This is a genomic window from Erythrobacter neustonensis (genome assembly GCF_001663175.1).
Taxonomy (GTDB): Bacteria; Pseudomonadota; Alphaproteobacteria; order Sphingomonadales; family Sphingomonadaceae; genus Erythrobacter; species Erythrobacter neustonensis.
Genome location: NZ_CP016033.1, coordinates 2,200,552 through 2,214,878 on the forward strand (window position 1 = coordinate 2,200,552; position 14,327 = coordinate 2,214,878).

The window sequence follows — 14,327 nt, forward strand, 5'->3', positions numbered from 1 at the left end:
GTTCGTCCTCTCAATGATCATGTTCGGCCTCGGCCTTGCCGAGTTCCGCTTTGAGGACGAAGGCATTGACGGTCGCGACGCGTTCGCCGACGCGCAGACCCGAGATGATCGGCACGGCGGAATCGCTGCCGGTGCCCACCGTCACCGGCCGCACGACAAAGCCGCGCGGCGTGCGCACGAAAACAACACTGCGCCCCTCAACCTCCTGAATTGCGCTGCGCGGCACGACTGGCACCCGCTGGCCATCGCTCCCGGGCGTCGTAACCCGCGCGCTGACATTCTGGCCAACCCGAAGGTCGCCATCGCGATTGTCGATGGTGGCGATGGCCTTGGCCGCGCCAGTGGCTGGATCAACGGCGGGTGAGAGAAAGCGGATGCTGCCCGTGTGCGGATGATCGCTTCCCTGGACAGAAAGCATGATCGTCTGGCCGACCCGAACGCGCTGGATATCGCGCGCGGGAATCATCAACTCCGCCCAGACCGTGCGCGGATCGGCGACCTGAAACAGCTCGCGCTCGGGCGGAACATATTCACCCGGCGTTACGGTCACCGACGTCACTTCGCCGGCGACCGGCGAACGCAGCGTCATCAGCCGGGTGGTGCCTCCTCCCGTTCCCGCGCCGAGCGCGCGCAAGGCTTGCTCGGCTTGCTGCGCATCAATTCGCGCCGCATCGTAGGCGGCCCTTGCTGCTTCATAATCCTGACGTGCTGTGACGCGTTGGCGGAACAGACTTTCCTCTCGCGCAAGAACAGTACGTGCGGCTTCGGCTGCGCGCCGTGCGCGTGCCGAGGCGCCCTGCGCCTCGGCAACCTCGCGGCTGTCGATGACAGCAAGCGCATCGCCTACCGCGACCCGGTCGCCAAGCTGGCGCAGGATCCGCACGACAACGCCCGACGTGCGTGCGGTGACATGACCGACCGACTGTGTCGGCGGCACCAGCACGCCCGCCGTTGTCACTTCGCCCCCGGCAAAGCCTTCTCCGACCGCTGCAACCACGATCCCTGCTGTGCGCAGCTGCGCTTCGGTCACCATGATGGTGCCTTCCCCGGGCGCCGCCTCGGCATCGGCATCGCCGCCAGACTCAGCGCTTTGGGCAGCTTCATCACTATGTGCTGCGTCGCCGCGCAGCACATAGCCCGCGCCGCCACCCACAAGGGCAATGATCGCGGCCCCGCCGATCAGAGCCAGCATTTTCCGGTCAATCGTCATGATCAGTTCTCCTCGCGCGCGTAGGCGCGATTGAGCGCGGCAATCGCGCGGGCCCGGTCGAGCCGGGCTTCAATGATGGAACGTCGCGCCGTGGTCAGCGCGCCTTGGGCGTCGAGCAATTCGAGTAGCGAGAAGCGCCCTGCATTGTAGCCAATCTGCGCCAGCCTCACCGCCTCTTCGGCTTGGGCAAGGCCGGGCCCTTCAAGCGCGGCCAATCGCGTCTCGGCAGCTTCGACCAGCATTTGTGCCTGCGCCCTGTCGCGCCGCGCCTCGGCCCGGACCCGCTCTGCCTGAAATTCGGCTGCGGTCTGTTCCGCCCGCGCCGCTTCGATCCCGCCGCGATTGCGGTCACGGATCGGGATCGGCAGCGACACGCCTGCAACGAGGGCAGTATCGCGCCCGTCATTGAAACGCCGCAGCCCGCCGCTTACCGTAACATCAGGAACAGCAGCCGACTGCGCCAGCGTTACCCGCGCGGCAGCAACGCGGCGTTCCGCCTCGGCAAGCCGCTCGTCGATGCCGATAAAGGCAGGATCGTTCGTTGGTCGAGGTTGCGGCGGGGTGCCCACTGCGGCCGTCAGTTCCGGATCATCTGACCCAACTAGCACTGCGAGGTTTCGACGCGCGGCAAGCATGAGACTGAATGTTTCAACCTCGGCGGCGCGCGCTTCGGCGAGTGCCGCTTCGGCGCGCAATTGCCGGAGCGGCGGATCGCGGCCCGCTTCGACCAGAATGCGCGCCGTGTTGGCAAGCGATGCCGCCTGCGCGGCATTGTCGCGCGCCAGCGTTGCCTGATCCGTCGCCGCTGCCAGCTCGGCAAAGGCCAGTTCAACGTCACGGACCAGATCAATGCGCTCGCGAAGCAGGGCAAGGGCCGCCACCTCACGCTCGCTTGCCGCAACGGACCGCCTTGCGCTTCGCTGACCCCCGATCTCGAGCTGTTGGCTAAGCGCCAGCGTGGTTTGTGTGCTGTCCAAGCCGCGGAACGGACCGCTTCCGGCGAAATCCTCGACCTCGAGGCTGACTTGCGGATTGGGACCGACATTCGCCTGACGCGTGCGCGCTTCGGCAGCGTCGACACGCGCCTCAGCGGCTGCCAGGCGCGGTTGGCTTGCAATGGCGCGCTCGATTGCAGTCTCGAGCGTTATGGGTTCGGCCAAGGCCGGAAAGGCAGTGACGAGCGCCGCAGCCATAAGGGCGGCGCGCAAGGATATGGGCATGAAAAACTCCTGAACTTGGCATGCGTTCAGTGCGCGAACCCACAGGTCCGTGCGCCGTTACGGTGCAAGTTCAGGCAGAAGGCGGCTGAAGCGGCGGGGCTTGCGCCAAAGAGCTCAGGATGGCGCTGTCTTGTGGCCGCATCGCGACACGGGCCAGCGACAGGCTTTCGACCATGACCGGCGCGCCGGCATTAAGACCCACGCTGCAATGGTGATGAACCATGGCATGGCAGGGGGAATTTTCATCATCGGGAGCATGGTCGCGATGCGCTGCTTCGGCATGACCGCTTACGTCGGACGCAGCAAGGACAGCACTGTAGGGCAGAGCGTCGTGCGCCATCGACGGCGATTCTGCGCCGCCAAATGCCAGTCCAACCGCCAGCCAAAACAGAAGAAGCACACGCACCATCACCGCCGCAATACTGAAAAGGGGTTAATCAAGCAATCTGACAGCTGCGATGTCACGAACTTAGTTCCTGCTGGCGCAACGCTTCCGCCAGATCCGCAGGTATCGGCATCGGCGCAAACGCGCTTACATTGGATCGCCCGGTGTTACCCACCGGCAACCGGCCCGTCAGCGAACCGAGCGGGGCCAGAATGATCCGGACCATCTGGCCCAGAACTTCGTTCCAATCGCGCCGTCGGATCGCAAACCCCAGCATGGCGCCATGACTGGCGAGATGCGGACCCAGAAAAGGCTGCGAAACGATATGAACCCGCTCCAGATGGTGCCACGCACGATCGTCGTCGCCCGCTTCTACCGCTGAACGGTTTGCCGCCATTTCAATCGCGATTACCCGCCGCGCAGCCAGGCTCTTGGCAAGCCCCCGCCAGCGCCGCTGCCGGTGCCAATAGAAGATTTGCGCAAAGGCCCAGATGAACGGGGTCAGGACACCTGCCGAAACTTCGACCTCGTCGCTGTAGCGCGTCCCGCCGTCCTTGTCCGGCGCGACCGTAATCCAATGATCCCACTTCGAGATGAGGGCACTATTGCCTTCATCGCGCAATCGCTTGGGCCATTCGCTGTCATTCGCTTCATGCAGCGAGGTCACAATCCACTGGGTCCCAAAGGGGATCATGCCGAAGAGCCGGACCTTAGCCTGGTAGCGCCCGCCGGGCTGAAAGCTCTCGAACGCCGCGTCATCGACCGGGATGAAGCGCACCAGCGGCCAAGCGATATGCTGCAACAGGCCCGCCGTCTGCACCTCGGCCCAGACCGTCTCCGGCTTGAGCGCGATATGTGTCGAACGGGAAACCTTCATGCCGCAACGCTCCGCAATTCACGCCGTGCCTGCTGGACAATCTGAATGCCGCCGCTGATCCCGAGCAGCGCCAAAATCGCTGCAACAATGAGGTCGGGCCAGGCTGTTCCGGTGCCGAACACGCCAAGTGCGGCCGCCATAACGGCGATATTGCCGATCGCGTCATTGCGCGAGCATATCCAGACCGAGCGCATGTTCGCGTCTCCAGTGCGAAAACGGTAGAGCATGACGGCGACACCGGTGTTGGCCGCCAGCGCGAGCGCGCCGATGATTCCCATCAGTTCAGGCTCGGGTGCAGCTCCGCCGAGCGCCGCCAGAACGGCTGTGATCATGACCCAACCACCCAGACCAATGAGGGCGAGCCCCTTGGCCAGCGCCGCCCGCGCGCGCCATGCCAGCGCCATCCCGGCGACCAGCAGGCTGATCGCATAATTGGTGGCATCGCCCAGAAAATCGAGTGCGTCCGCCTGCAACGCGCGGCTGTCCGCAGCGGCCCCTGCCGCCATTTCCACCGCGAACATGCCGGCGTTCACGCCGAGCGCGATCCACAAAGCCCTGCGCCAGCGCGGGTCGTTCAGAGTTGCCGTCGTTCCGCACGCGGCCTTGCAGCAATCATCAGCCATCTTTTTGCCTTCTCGACAATCTGCGAGTCGGCATTCTATCTACACCCTGTAGCAACTATAGGGTCAAGCCCGAAGGAGTGGCAGTGAAAATTGGCGAACTCGCGAGCGCCACGGCGACGAAGGTCGAGACGGTGCGCTATTATGAAAAGATCGGGTTGTTGCCGCCACCCGCCCGGACAAGTGCCAATTACCGTGCCTATGGCAATGATCATCTGGCGCGCCTGTCGTTCATCCGCCGCGCCCGCGATCTCGGTTTCACGCTCGAAGCCGTGCGCGAACTGCTCACGCTGTCGGATGACAAGGCCCAATCCTGCGATGCCGTTGACGGAATCGCGCGCGTCCACCTCACCGAAATCGACCGCAAGATCGCCGATCTGAGCGCACTGCGCGGCGAACTGGACCGGGTCATCGGATCCTGCCGTCACGGGACCGTGGCCGACTGCAAGATCATCGAGACCCTCGCCCCGCGCACGCTGACCGCAACGTGATCGAAGATCGCTGCTTTGGCGCCGACGCTTCGGCCTCGCGTGCATGGATCCACTAGACCGCGTTGACGATGCTGCGACACCCGGCAATGGTCTGCCCAGCCCCACTATCGCCACGGATCGAGCACTAACCATGCCAACCCTGCAAACCGGACTCATCTATGCGCTCGCCGCGCTGGCGGAGATCGCCGGTTGCTTCTCGTTCTGGGCATGGTTGCGGCTCGACAAATCTGCCTGGTGGGTTGCGCCGGGCATGGTGTCGCTCGCGATTTTTGCCTGGCTCCTCACGCTGGTCGATACATCCGCTGCGGGCCGCGCATTCGCAGCCTATGGCGGCGTCTACATCGCAGCGTCACTGATTTGGCTTTGGAGTGTCGAAGGCGCACGACCCGACCGGTGGGATGTAATCGGCGCTGCAATTTGTCTCGCCGGAGCAGGGTTGATCCTGATGGGACCGGGACGAGCGAGTTAGCAGTGGCGGGTCACAGCAACGGTCCATGTCCGTCCGACCAGAACTTGCGACATGTCCTCAGCTTGCGGTCCAATCTATCAAGCTGGAGAGGTTGGTTTGAGAAAAAACTCTCGCCGTGCCGTGGCTTCAAGAACGTCTTGGTTGGCGGCGATTGGCGATGCGTCGCTCGCCTGCGATCAACAGCAGCTATCGGGTTCTATCACTCGAAAGCCGCCCTTCCGCTCCCCACCCAGTTGCGGACATCAGCAGGTGATATCAGCGATGCCGAAAGCGGTCATCTCGACGCTTGAACTAGTTCGTTTTCGACGTGAGCGGCGTTGTCTCGTTTGACGCGCAGCACAGCGCTAACAAGCGCAAGATGCATGCGAACACCTACTTCCAGTGACCTGGCGATCCGTGATGAGCCTCCATTAAGAGGCTCAGGTAGGAAAGTTTCCCATTGGAAAGTTGACCCTTAAGTCTCGGGATAACAAGCGCCGGACCTGTTCGAGCGGGGTGCAAAACTCGGCAGGCCTTCAGAAATAACGCTTTGCGAACTTCCTGAAAAAACCTCGCCAGCCTAAAATGCTGGTATGACACATGCACCAACACATTCCGCACCATCTCTAACATTCAGGCTGGATCCCCGACACACCCCTCCATGGGGCAAGAGAAGGAAAATCTATAGGTCAATAATTCTACAGGATGGATGGTGTCTGACACCATCTACTTTGCCCTGCTCGGCGCGTTGCTTCTCGCATGGCTGGGAGGGTTCACGATGACCCGGAAAAAGCGAAGCTCGGCTGCCCGTTGCAGGCTGTCGGTCGATGTCGGCGATATGAAAGAGGACATCGAATGGACTGCGAAGAAACTTGGTATGACGGTTTCGGAACTGACGCGTGAAGCTTTCCGCGCCTACGCAAAACGGGACGCCAACAGCGTCAGCTGGCTGGACGTGGCCATGCTTTGGGGACACCTGTATTCCCTTTCGAAAAAATTCGTTCGGTTCCGTGATGACCCCACAAGCAAGGAAGCGGCAGATGAATTCCAGCAGGCCTTGGACTGGTTAATTATCGAGGTTCAAAACCTGTGGGACGAGATGCGCAAATGACATCCGACCGATCAGGGGTGGTAATCAAGGAAATGAGGTCGAAGAGAGACTTGGCGGACTACCTCACGTCCCTGACCGGGCATGACCTCAGCCATCATGCGATGTTGGCGCACTATGTGGGCTCGGAAGCCCACGGCCGCGCCGAATTCTTCGAGGCACTCAACTGCGCAGCCGCCTCAAAGCCAGCCTTGCTCGCCGAGTTTCGACGCGAGCAAGATCGTAAGCCCAAGCGCGGCCAAGGCCGAAGCGTTTACCACTTTATGATCAGTCGCAGGGGGCGTACCGACCCTCAGATTCTTGCCAGTATGGCGAAACGTCTCTTGCAACTTGCTGGCCTTGATAAGCAGAAGGCCTTGATCGCGGTCCACACCGACACCGACGACAATCACGTACACATCGCTGTATCCGCGCTCGATGCGAGCGGCAGCCAGATCATTCTCGAACGAGGATACAGCAAGGTTCTCCTTGCACACATCAATGCGCAGCTGTGCCACGAGTTTGGTTTCGAGCCGGAGGCAGGCTTGGGCTTCCACGCGACCAGCGAGGGCGTTTTCCGAACGGTAGACGGGGCCAAGCTCCGCGACGCTGATTTTCGCAAGGTCACCAAGGATCTTCGCAAGGAACCGGCACAGAAAGCTCGTTCCGCAGCATTTGAACAGGAAACCGGATTGCCGTCGATACAGCGACGCATCCGGGAGAGCTTTGACCAAGCATTAAGAGCTGGAACACTCGAGATGTTCGCCGCGCACTTGGCGGCAGACCGCATTTCCTATCAGTTGAAGGGAAGCGGTGCGATGATCGGATTGGACAACCAGTGGTTCAAGGCCAGCGACATAGCCCGGGCTGCTCCACCCAAGAAAATTGCCAACCGTTTTGGTGTCACGCATCTAACCCAGAAAGAGGCTGAACGGTTAGGGCTCGTAACAGGTGTCGGCTTTTACGCACCAGACGAGGCGGGCTTACTACAACCGATCCGTCTTCCTGAGGCGCTGGATTATCGTGCCGATGCGCTACTTCCGATGCCGGGCGCTCAGGCGAGGTGGATGCAGCATAATGCTGATCAACGCCTGGAGCAGAACCTTCCCAAGCCAGCAGCGATGGACAGCGACCCAATACGTGATCGCATCAAGCGCTTGCTAGACCGGCCTACACCTGCGGGAATATGGCAGGCCGAACGGTTGCAACGCGCACTTCATTACTGCCAAGGGGCGCGGGGCAGGCCGCCACTCACCCCAGCTATCGCCCACGACCGCAAGCTGCCGGTGGTGAATCTCAAGCACGATACCGCGACACTTGTTGGCCCCGTCCATCACACCCGCTGGAACGGCCCTCCAATCTGGGGAGGTGTCAGGGTCAGAAAGGCAGGGCCGCTGTGGCATGTCACTCGAGGCTCGCAACCGGTGGCAACCTTTGGGCCGGGCCTGATCGTCGTGCATCAAGCGACCCCGGCAGACAAAGAGCATATCATGAGGCTGGCACAGCTCGACTTCGGCGGTGATGTGCAGGCGCATTGCAAACCGGCAGATCGGCGGTCGTGGATCCGCGCAGCACAGGCCTGCGATGTCATTTTGAGCAACCCAGAACTGGTCCTGGCGCAGGCGGAGGACGCGAACCGCCGTCAGAACCGGCTTGCGCGCATGACAGACCGCCTTGCAGCGGCCGGCGAAAGCCTGATCCACGCTGGTAGGCTGGCGCTCGGCGAAGCGCATGCGGCGCTGCAATCGGCATTACCTTCCATCCAGCGCAATCACGCCCAATGGCGTGCAAGATCGCTGCAATTGTCGACACGATTGTCGGTCGTACAGGAACGTCTCGCTGCCGAGAAGGAGCTTGCGCGCCGAGCACTCGAACAGACAACCATGGCCCGCGCAGAACCACAGCCCTCCATCAATCAGCCGATCACAGCACCCGCGCGCGGTCCTGCGCCCACAGCTCCGGTGCCGCCACCGGTCGAACCTGTCCGTCTGCAACCGCAGCGGCAACCAGAAGTTGCCCCGGACGCGGGCGTTGCAATGCCTCGGGGCGTTAAGCCCACGTCAAGCGTGCCAGTTGCCGCCAGAGCCCCGGCCATCTCGCACGAGCAGCCAAAGGTGGATGAGCGGGGCGGGGCTTCGGCATCCCTAACCAGCGATCCGGGACAAACGCAGCCAGATAGATCGGCGGAAGTAGCCCAAAGGCCAGCATCACATCACGACGCCCGGCCAGCCGAGATACCGTCAAGGCTTCCCACAGAACAGCAACAGGCACCACCGGAATCCGTACCCGCCCGCGAACTTCTCGAAATGAAGTTCCACGAGGCGATCAAACTGGTCGGCCAGCTCGACGCGGTAGGGCGTGTCGAGGGCGATCGCTTCCATGTGCGACTTATCGGCAGCGACGACTGGAAAATAGCGGCCATTCCCAATGGCTTGCGAAAGTTTGCGGAGGATGCCCTGCTCAACTTTCGCCAAAGGTATTTTGCCGTCAAAGACGCCCTCATCAGCGGCGTGGTGACCGTCGATGAAACCGGCAAGGTGGAAGTGATCAGCGCAAAGGGGGATACGGCATTACCCGATCTGCATAAGCTGTTGCGCGAGCCTGGCATGCTCGAAATCGCGCGCGCGGCAGCACGAGATGGGGTTAACAAAGTTCCTGATGTCCCGGAGCCGAGTCCGGCCAAGCAGCCTGAAGCGCCGACCATATCACCACCCGCAGCAACAGCAGAAGTGTTGCATACCGCACTTCGGCGCGCGATGCGTGACAGGAGCTCGCGAGCCAAGCAGTCCGATCAGTTGTCGCGAAGGATTTCACACACTCAACAAGATGCAAGCGATCCTGCGCAGGACCCGAATGCTGGCAGCGGACGATTTGCTGCGTCTGCTGTTGCGTCCAATCCATTCCCGAGCGACTCAGGGCCAGAGCTTACCCCACCAAACGACACTGCCGCCAAGAGGTTCTGGGTGATAGAAAAGGTGGATCAGGCTGATTGGAGGAGGGTGGATCGCCATGTGGGGCCCTTGGAGCGGATCGAGTGGCTTTTCGAAGGTCAGCGACGCTACGAAAGCAAACGTCTTGTCGGCCGCCGGGTTGATGAGTTCACGTTACCGCGCGATCTCCTCGAGCGCGTTGAACTGGGACCGGATGATATCGCTGATCAATCGGTACAAACGTGGCTCCGAACGGAACATGAAGAACAGCTTCAGGGATTGAGCGTGATCGTCGAGCATTTGGCCGCTCGCCCGGATTCGATGGTTCGAGACGAGCACTGCTGGCATGTCCTCTCAAGCTGCGACAAGACGATCGCAGACAAACTGTTTCTCTGGCGGAATGAACCCGTGGTCCAATCCGCGCTCGACACGCTTCGTGGCCTGCAACCGGCAGAGCGAGACAGCAAGGAATGGTCAAGGCGCCTTGAGGCGTTCCTTGTTACAATTTATCCGGACCTTGTGCCGCTTCCACCGCCAATTGAAAACAAGACAGGCGCGGCTCGCGCGGCGCATGACATATCGCGCGCAAACGGCTTTGGCCTTCCGACCGATCATGATGGAATAGGGTAGGATCAGAGGATTTCGGTGAGCCCGGTTGAGGGAGTGGAAAAGGGGGCAAGGTGCTCGCTTGCGCTTCGCCGGGTTCGGGCCGGAGGCCGAACTCGTGAAGTATCAGAAATTTCATCATCCAGAATGCTACCAGACCGATCACATTCAAGTGCTCGATATCGAGACGCTGGCGCCCGAGACCGAGGACGGCTCGTTCCCGCCCTGGCCGCTCCACGAGGCTGTTTGCGCCAGTGTGCTGACCCAGAAGAAGGTCGGCGACAGCTACGAGTTCGACATCCGCACCGTTGAGTTCGCAAACGAGCTTGACGGCCTGCGGCAGCTGTTCGGCCTGCTCGATGCAGGTGCTACGCTCGTTACATGGAACGGCCGCGGCTTTGATATCCCCGTGCTTCAGATCGCAGCCGCACGCCATCTGCTGTTCGCGGACAACGCCCTGCGCATAGCATGGCTGGCGCCGCGCTGGGCGATCAACCACGCCGACCTCGCCGAGCTCTATGGCCGCTTCGGCGGCGCAGGCAGGCCGAGCCTCGCGAACATTTGCAGGGCGCTCGGCATTGCCGCCAAGACTCAGGGCAGTGGCGATGGTGTTGCTGCGATGATCGCCGATGGCCGCGAGGAGCAGGTCTTCCGGTACTGCGAGGAAGACGTCGCCATCACGTGGCTGGCGTGGCTACACTATGCCGCCGCGCGCTATGCCGATCCGGGCAAACTGGCACACCCGCTTGCCGCATTCGACCGCTGGCTCGCCGATGACGATAACGGCCGGTACGCCCACCTCAAGCATTTGCGCGATCTCCCGCTGTTCCGACACGCCCGCGAGGCGGCCCCCGTCTTCCGGCTCGATCAACTTATCGAGCGGACCGAAAGGCGCGCGAGCATCGCCGCCATGCGACCCAGCGCCATGTGATCTGACCTTCTCTGCCAGGGAACGAGGCAGGGATGGGAATTGAAAGGAAAATACGAAATGACTGACACGTTCACCGCGTGCTGCCTGCGCACGCGTCCTGCCGATGCAAACGATCGCGGCGACACGATTTACGTCCGAGCCGTCGGAGCAGCTCGGTTCGTCTTCGAAAACGGGACCTGGACAGCCCACACATCAAGCTGGCTGTGCGGGGGACATTCTGATCCGGATGGCACAGCCCTGCACTGGATCGCACATCACGCCGCCGTGCAACCGCTGGTGTTCTGGTCGTTGCATGAGGCTGTCGAACAGGCGTTCGCCTTGGCTGATCAGGTTGATCTGATGGGCGATGCCGACCCGGCTGAAGATCTGAAAGCAATCCGCATGGCTTTTGGTCGGAGCGTGATCCCGTCAGTTGATGCCCATTATCCGCATGCGGGGTCCATGAGGCAAGCAGCGCGGGGCGACGATCGAAATCGCGAACTGGTCGGCATGATGCGAAACGCGAAGGACCTGCCCCTCGTCACGTTGCACAGGTCGGTCATTGCCGAGGCCGAACTTATCGGGCGCCTGGCCATCAAGGCGCTCGGGCGCGGTGCCGAGCTCGGTTGAATATGATCGGGACCACCTATCGGCAACGCGCCCCGCCGGCTGCCCCGGCGACACCCAATCTCGAATTCTTCCGCCCGCTGAATGCGGGCTTTTTAATGCCCGGAGTACTTTACCATGACCAATCATACGACCAATCCCCTGCCTGACGAGCAGGATGCTGATTTTCGCCATCAGGCCAACACGCTCGGCGAAGAAGCCGCGCTCTTCCTCGCCGATCGATCCGCCCCCAGTCCGTGGCAGCGGGTCATCGTCTGCGATTTCGAATACCAGTACGATATCGACGCGTTCAAACGCTACCAGATCGCGGAAGGCGATCCCACGCAAGGCTTCGTTCGCTGGCCGTTCCATCGCATCGTTGCCGGCGCATGGTGTATGCTGACGATCTCGCCGGACATGGATCGCCCTGTCGTCACCAACATCGAGGTGATCTCGAACCGCCCCGAAGCGGACATCATCGGCGCCTTCTTCACCATGTGCGCGACGTTCCAGGATGCCCGGCTCGTCAGCTGGGGCGGGGAATCGAAGGACTTCCTCTGTCTCAAGCGCGCCGCGATTGAGCGAGGAATGATCCTGCCGCCGCAATTGCGCGATCCGGCACCGTTCGCGCGCATGCGACTGGATCTGGCGAGCGCTGTCCGTTCGCTCGGCCACTACGTCCATCTGCCGGAATTCTGCGAGGCTATTGGCGTGGCATCAAAGCCCATGCCTTCGAAGGACATCTCGCGCGCGGTGAGGCATGGCGCGTGGGATCATGTCGAAAAGCAGGTGGTGGCCGACGTCTGCACGATCGCGCAGGTGGCTTGGCGCTACTTTATCGCGACCGGATTGGCAGTCGGCTTGCCGGATGCCGGTGACGACGCGGTTGTTGCCGCGCTCGCCAATCGATTTCCGACCAATGCGTGGCTCGACAAGTTGGCGGGATCTGGGCGACTAGCGGCATAACTTCGTTGGACCCCGGTTGCGATGCCGGGGTCCAATGACCTTTAGCGATGGAGAGCGCCATCAGCCCAACGGCAAGCAGTACATCTGGCTGACGATCGTTTTAACTGGGTTTACAATCAGCCGAACTCCCCCACTCGACACCCTTTTTTGCAGCCACCTTCGCACCCGCTGTCGGCGACACAATTAGATCGAAACTGGGACAGTCGGCCCATTTCAGTCAGGCTTAGTGTCCTTGTCGACTTCGAAGGGGGCATGATACCGCGCTTCATCCAAGGGGAAGACCGCGGCGTCGTAGTCGATTTCGGAGGCAATAGGATTGCGCGCTACATCCATCGGGAAGACCGCAGCATCGTCGAAATTTTCTACCGGGCTCTCGTCATCATCGCCTGCTCGCACGTCACGGCCTGCGGGCGTAAGGCCTGCACTCCGTCCATCCTTGGCAGCATCGGCAACTTCGTCTGACCCATCACGATGGATGCTCGCGGCCGAAGATTGAGCGATCTCTGACTGCTTGACTAGCCGTTCAACCATCCCGGCCAATGCCTCGTTTGTTCTACGAGCCTCATTCAGGGCGGCTTCGGCTTCAACCGCGCGTAACTCGAGCCTCAATTGCACAACTTGGGCCGCATCTGCCGCGGCCTGCGCCTCTTTCCAGCGGCCCTCGTTTTCTGCCGCGACGTCCTCGTGGTCGGTGATCCTCGCCTGAAGTGCCTTGATCTCTGCCCGCGATGTTTCACGCTCGAAACCGGCCTGCGCACGATCCGCATCCAATTGTCGGGCGACGATACTGTTGATGGCGCTCCGAACCGCGGCAAGGTCTTCGTCGGTGACGAACTCTTCGGCCTTGGGCTTCTCCAGTTCGGCAAAATACTTGTCCCTGTGCTTGAGCAGGGTTTCCAGGCTTCCTCTGTCTCCCACCTTGGATCGAATGAGGCGACCTGTTATCTCGCTTTTGGTCCTGCCTTCGGCCAAAGAGGTAACGACGGCTTCGACGACCTCTTGGTAGGTCACGGGCGTCTTCGGTTCGTCGGGCATGATTGTACGCTCCTGTACGCCGTACGGGGTGTACGTACGGCGGATTGATCCAGGCGCGGTCTGAGATGATCGCGCCGCCCGGCGAATTTTCGCAAGGCGACATGCCTAATAGGACGGTAACCCCATTCCCTGCCAAGTGGCTTCGGGCCAAAAAGAGACAAAATGTGACCCCGCGAGGCAAAAAAACTCAATCGTTCACCGCTTGGCGTAAATTAGTATTAAATCGGGACACAATCAGCTGCTGCAAACAGTAAAATAACCCGATTTGTCCCAACGCTTCGCAGAACAGCCTCAATTTACGGGACATAGCCGGAGGGCGAGCTTTCAGGCCTGCGCGCTCGAGATTCTTGACGTGCAGCCCGGACGAGTCCGTCAAGGGTAGCTAAGGTCGGCCATTTGCGAGCGATGCGCATTCTATCAGATGGGCGTCGTTTTTGCTCAATATCGACCTTCGGCTATCGACCAGGGTCGGTCGTTCGCTCGCTGAAAAACGAATGGCCGCTCCTGCCGAAACCGGTTATCCGCGCGCTGCGAGGCCGTCTGGCGATCACGCTCTGCGATCCGACCGCTTCAGTGATATCCATTTTTTCTGAGGGGCGGGCGCATCGCTTGCGTATAGAACACGTGCAACACGGAGATTGCCTGTGTCCGAACTTGATTCATCCCTGCGACAACTCGCAAGCTTGCCCGTTCCTGCGGGCCTCGAGCTGATTGACGATGCAATTATCGCAGGGTTTGCCGCGCAACGCCGCGAAGCATCGTTTGGCAAGCGCGCGACATTCTTAGCAGGGGCCTTTGCTTTGTTGCTGGGCCTGACCACCGGTGGGCTTGTGACCGGGCCGCCTGCACAGGCGCAGGGGATCGCGCCGTTTGCCTCCGACAATCCTCTCGCACCCTCGAATCTTCTGGATGTTCATCCGTGACGAGACCTGCGTG

Annotated in this window: 14 protein-coding genes; 8 read left to right on the plus strand and 6 right to left on the minus strand. The window is 61.3% G+C overall.

Annotation, left to right across the window (positions count from 1 at the left end; genetic code table 11):
* Positions 1-10 precede the first annotated feature (10 nt).
* The 5 genes from A9D12_RS10140 to A9D12_RS10160 all read right to left on the minus strand — a co-directional run bounded on the left by A9D12_RS10140 (position 11) and on the right by A9D12_RS10160 (position 4,315).
* Entirely contained in the window at positions 11-1,210 is a 1,200-nt protein-coding gene (locus A9D12_RS10140; RefSeq protein WP_068351447.1) for an efflux RND transporter periplasmic adaptor subunit, read from the minus strand.
* Between the two features lie 2 nt (positions 1,211-1,212).
* Positions 1,213-2,403, minus strand: a complete 1,191-nt coding sequence (locus tag A9D12_RS10145) for a TolC family protein (protein ID WP_197489803.1) — start codon at positions 2,401-2,403, stop codon at positions 1,213-1,215.
* A gap of 97 nt (positions 2,404-2,500) precedes the next feature.
* A complete protein-coding gene (locus tag A9D12_RS10150) occupies positions 2,501-2,839 on the minus strand; it encodes a hypothetical protein (protein ID WP_068351454.1) in 339 nt (112 codons plus the stop codon).
* Positions 2,840-2,891: 52 nt separating this feature from the next.
* Complete coding sequence (locus tag A9D12_RS14735; RefSeq protein WP_231889595.1) at positions 2,892-3,692, minus strand: DUF3703 domain-containing protein; 801 nt, start codon at positions 3,690-3,692, stop codon at positions 2,892-2,894.
* On the minus strand, positions 3,689-4,315 hold the full coding sequence (locus tag A9D12_RS10160) for a cation efflux transmembrane domain-containing protein (protein ID WP_068351457.1): 627 nt from the start codon (positions 4,313-4,315) through the stop codon (positions 3,689-3,691). The genes A9D12_RS14735 and A9D12_RS10160 overlap by 4 nt, the downstream gene beginning before the upstream one ends.
* A gap of 83 nt (positions 4,316-4,398) precedes the next feature.
* Here A9D12_RS10160 and A9D12_RS10165 point away from each other — a divergent pair, with 83 nt between their 5' ends.
* From A9D12_RS10165 to A9D12_RS10205, 7 genes are all read left to right on the plus strand, one after another.
* A complete protein-coding gene (locus A9D12_RS10165; RefSeq protein WP_052241857.1) occupies positions 4,399-4,803 on the plus strand; it encodes a MerR family transcriptional regulator in 405 nt (134 codons plus the stop codon).
* 130 nt (positions 4,804-4,933) lie between these two features.
* Positions 4,934-5,272, plus strand: coding sequence for a YnfA family protein (locus A9D12_RS10170; RefSeq protein WP_068351460.1), 339 nt, complete (start codon positions 4,934-4,936; stop codon positions 5,270-5,272).
* A gap of 691 nt (positions 5,273-5,963) precedes the next feature.
* Entirely contained in the window at positions 5,964-6,362 is a 399-nt protein-coding gene (locus A9D12_RS10175; RefSeq protein ID WP_156522861.1) for a hypothetical protein, read from the plus strand.
* Between the two features lie 50 nt (positions 6,363-6,412).
* Positions 6,413-9,898, plus strand: a complete 3,486-nt coding sequence (locus A9D12_RS14530) for a relaxase/mobilization nuclease domain-containing protein (protein WP_197489804.1) — start codon at positions 6,413-6,415, stop codon at positions 9,896-9,898.
* A 58-nt stretch (positions 9,899-9,956) separates the two neighbouring features.
* Complete coding sequence (locus tag A9D12_RS10195) at positions 9,957-10,805, plus strand: 3'-5' exonuclease family protein (RefSeq protein WP_068351473.1); 849 nt, start codon at positions 9,957-9,959, stop codon at positions 10,803-10,805.
* A gap of 57 nt (positions 10,806-10,862) precedes the next feature.
* Complete coding sequence (locus tag A9D12_RS10200) at positions 10,863-11,414, plus strand: hypothetical protein (protein ID WP_068351477.1); 552 nt, start codon at positions 10,863-10,865, stop codon at positions 11,412-11,414.
* Positions 11,415-11,528: 114 nt separating this feature from the next.
* Complete coding sequence (locus tag A9D12_RS10205) at positions 11,529-12,356, plus strand: 3'-5' exonuclease family protein (RefSeq protein ID WP_068351480.1); 828 nt, start codon at positions 11,529-11,531, stop codon at positions 12,354-12,356.
* 213 nt (positions 12,357-12,569) lie between these two features.
* Here A9D12_RS10205 and A9D12_RS10210 read toward each other — a convergent pair whose 3' ends face one another.
* Positions 12,570-13,391: a hypothetical protein gene (locus A9D12_RS10210; RefSeq protein ID WP_156522862.1), complete on the minus strand. Its 822-nt coding sequence runs from the start codon at positions 13,389-13,391 to the stop codon at positions 12,570-12,572.
* 644 nt (positions 13,392-14,035) lie between these two features.
* On the opposite strand from A9D12_RS10210, the gene A9D12_RS10215 reads away from it, so the two are divergent.
* On the plus strand, positions 14,036-14,314 hold the full coding sequence (locus A9D12_RS10215; protein WP_068351486.1) for a hypothetical protein: 279 nt from the start codon (positions 14,036-14,038) through the stop codon (positions 14,312-14,314).
* Positions 14,315-14,327 lie beyond the last annotated feature (13 nt).

Coding starts and splice junctions, on each gene's coding strand:
- A9D12_RS10140 (WP_068351447.1), bottom strand. CDS start 1,210: ATGACGATTGACCGGAAAATGCTGGCTCTGATCGGCGGGGCCGCGATC.
- A9D12_RS10145 (WP_197489803.1), bottom strand. CDS start 2,403: ATGGCTGCGGCGCTCGTCACTGCCTTTCCGGCCTTGGCCGAACCCATA.
- A9D12_RS10150 (WP_068351454.1), bottom strand. CDS start 2,839: ATGGTGCGTGTGCTTCTTCTGTTTTGGCTGGCGGTTGGACTGGCATTT.
- A9D12_RS14735 (WP_231889595.1), bottom strand. CDS start 3,692: ATGAAGGTTTCCCGTTCGACACATATCGCGCTCAAGCCGGAGACGGTC.
- A9D12_RS10160 (WP_068351457.1), bottom strand. CDS start 4,315: ATGGCTGATGATTGCTGCAAGGCCGCGTGCGGAACGACGGCAACTCTG.
- A9D12_RS10170 (WP_068351460.1), top strand. CDS start 4,934: ATGCCAACCCTGCAAACCGGACTCATCTATGCGCTCGCCGCGCTGGCG.
- A9D12_RS10200 (WP_068351477.1), top strand. CDS start 10,863: ATGACTGACACGTTCACCGCGTGCTGCCTGCGCACGCGTCCTGCCGAT.
- A9D12_RS10205 (WP_068351480.1), top strand. CDS start 11,529: ATGACCAATCATACGACCAATCCCCTGCCTGACGAGCAGGATGCTGAT.
- A9D12_RS10210 (WP_156522862.1), bottom strand. CDS start 13,391: ATGCCCGACGAACCGAAGACGCCCGTGACCTACCAAGAGGTCGTCGAA.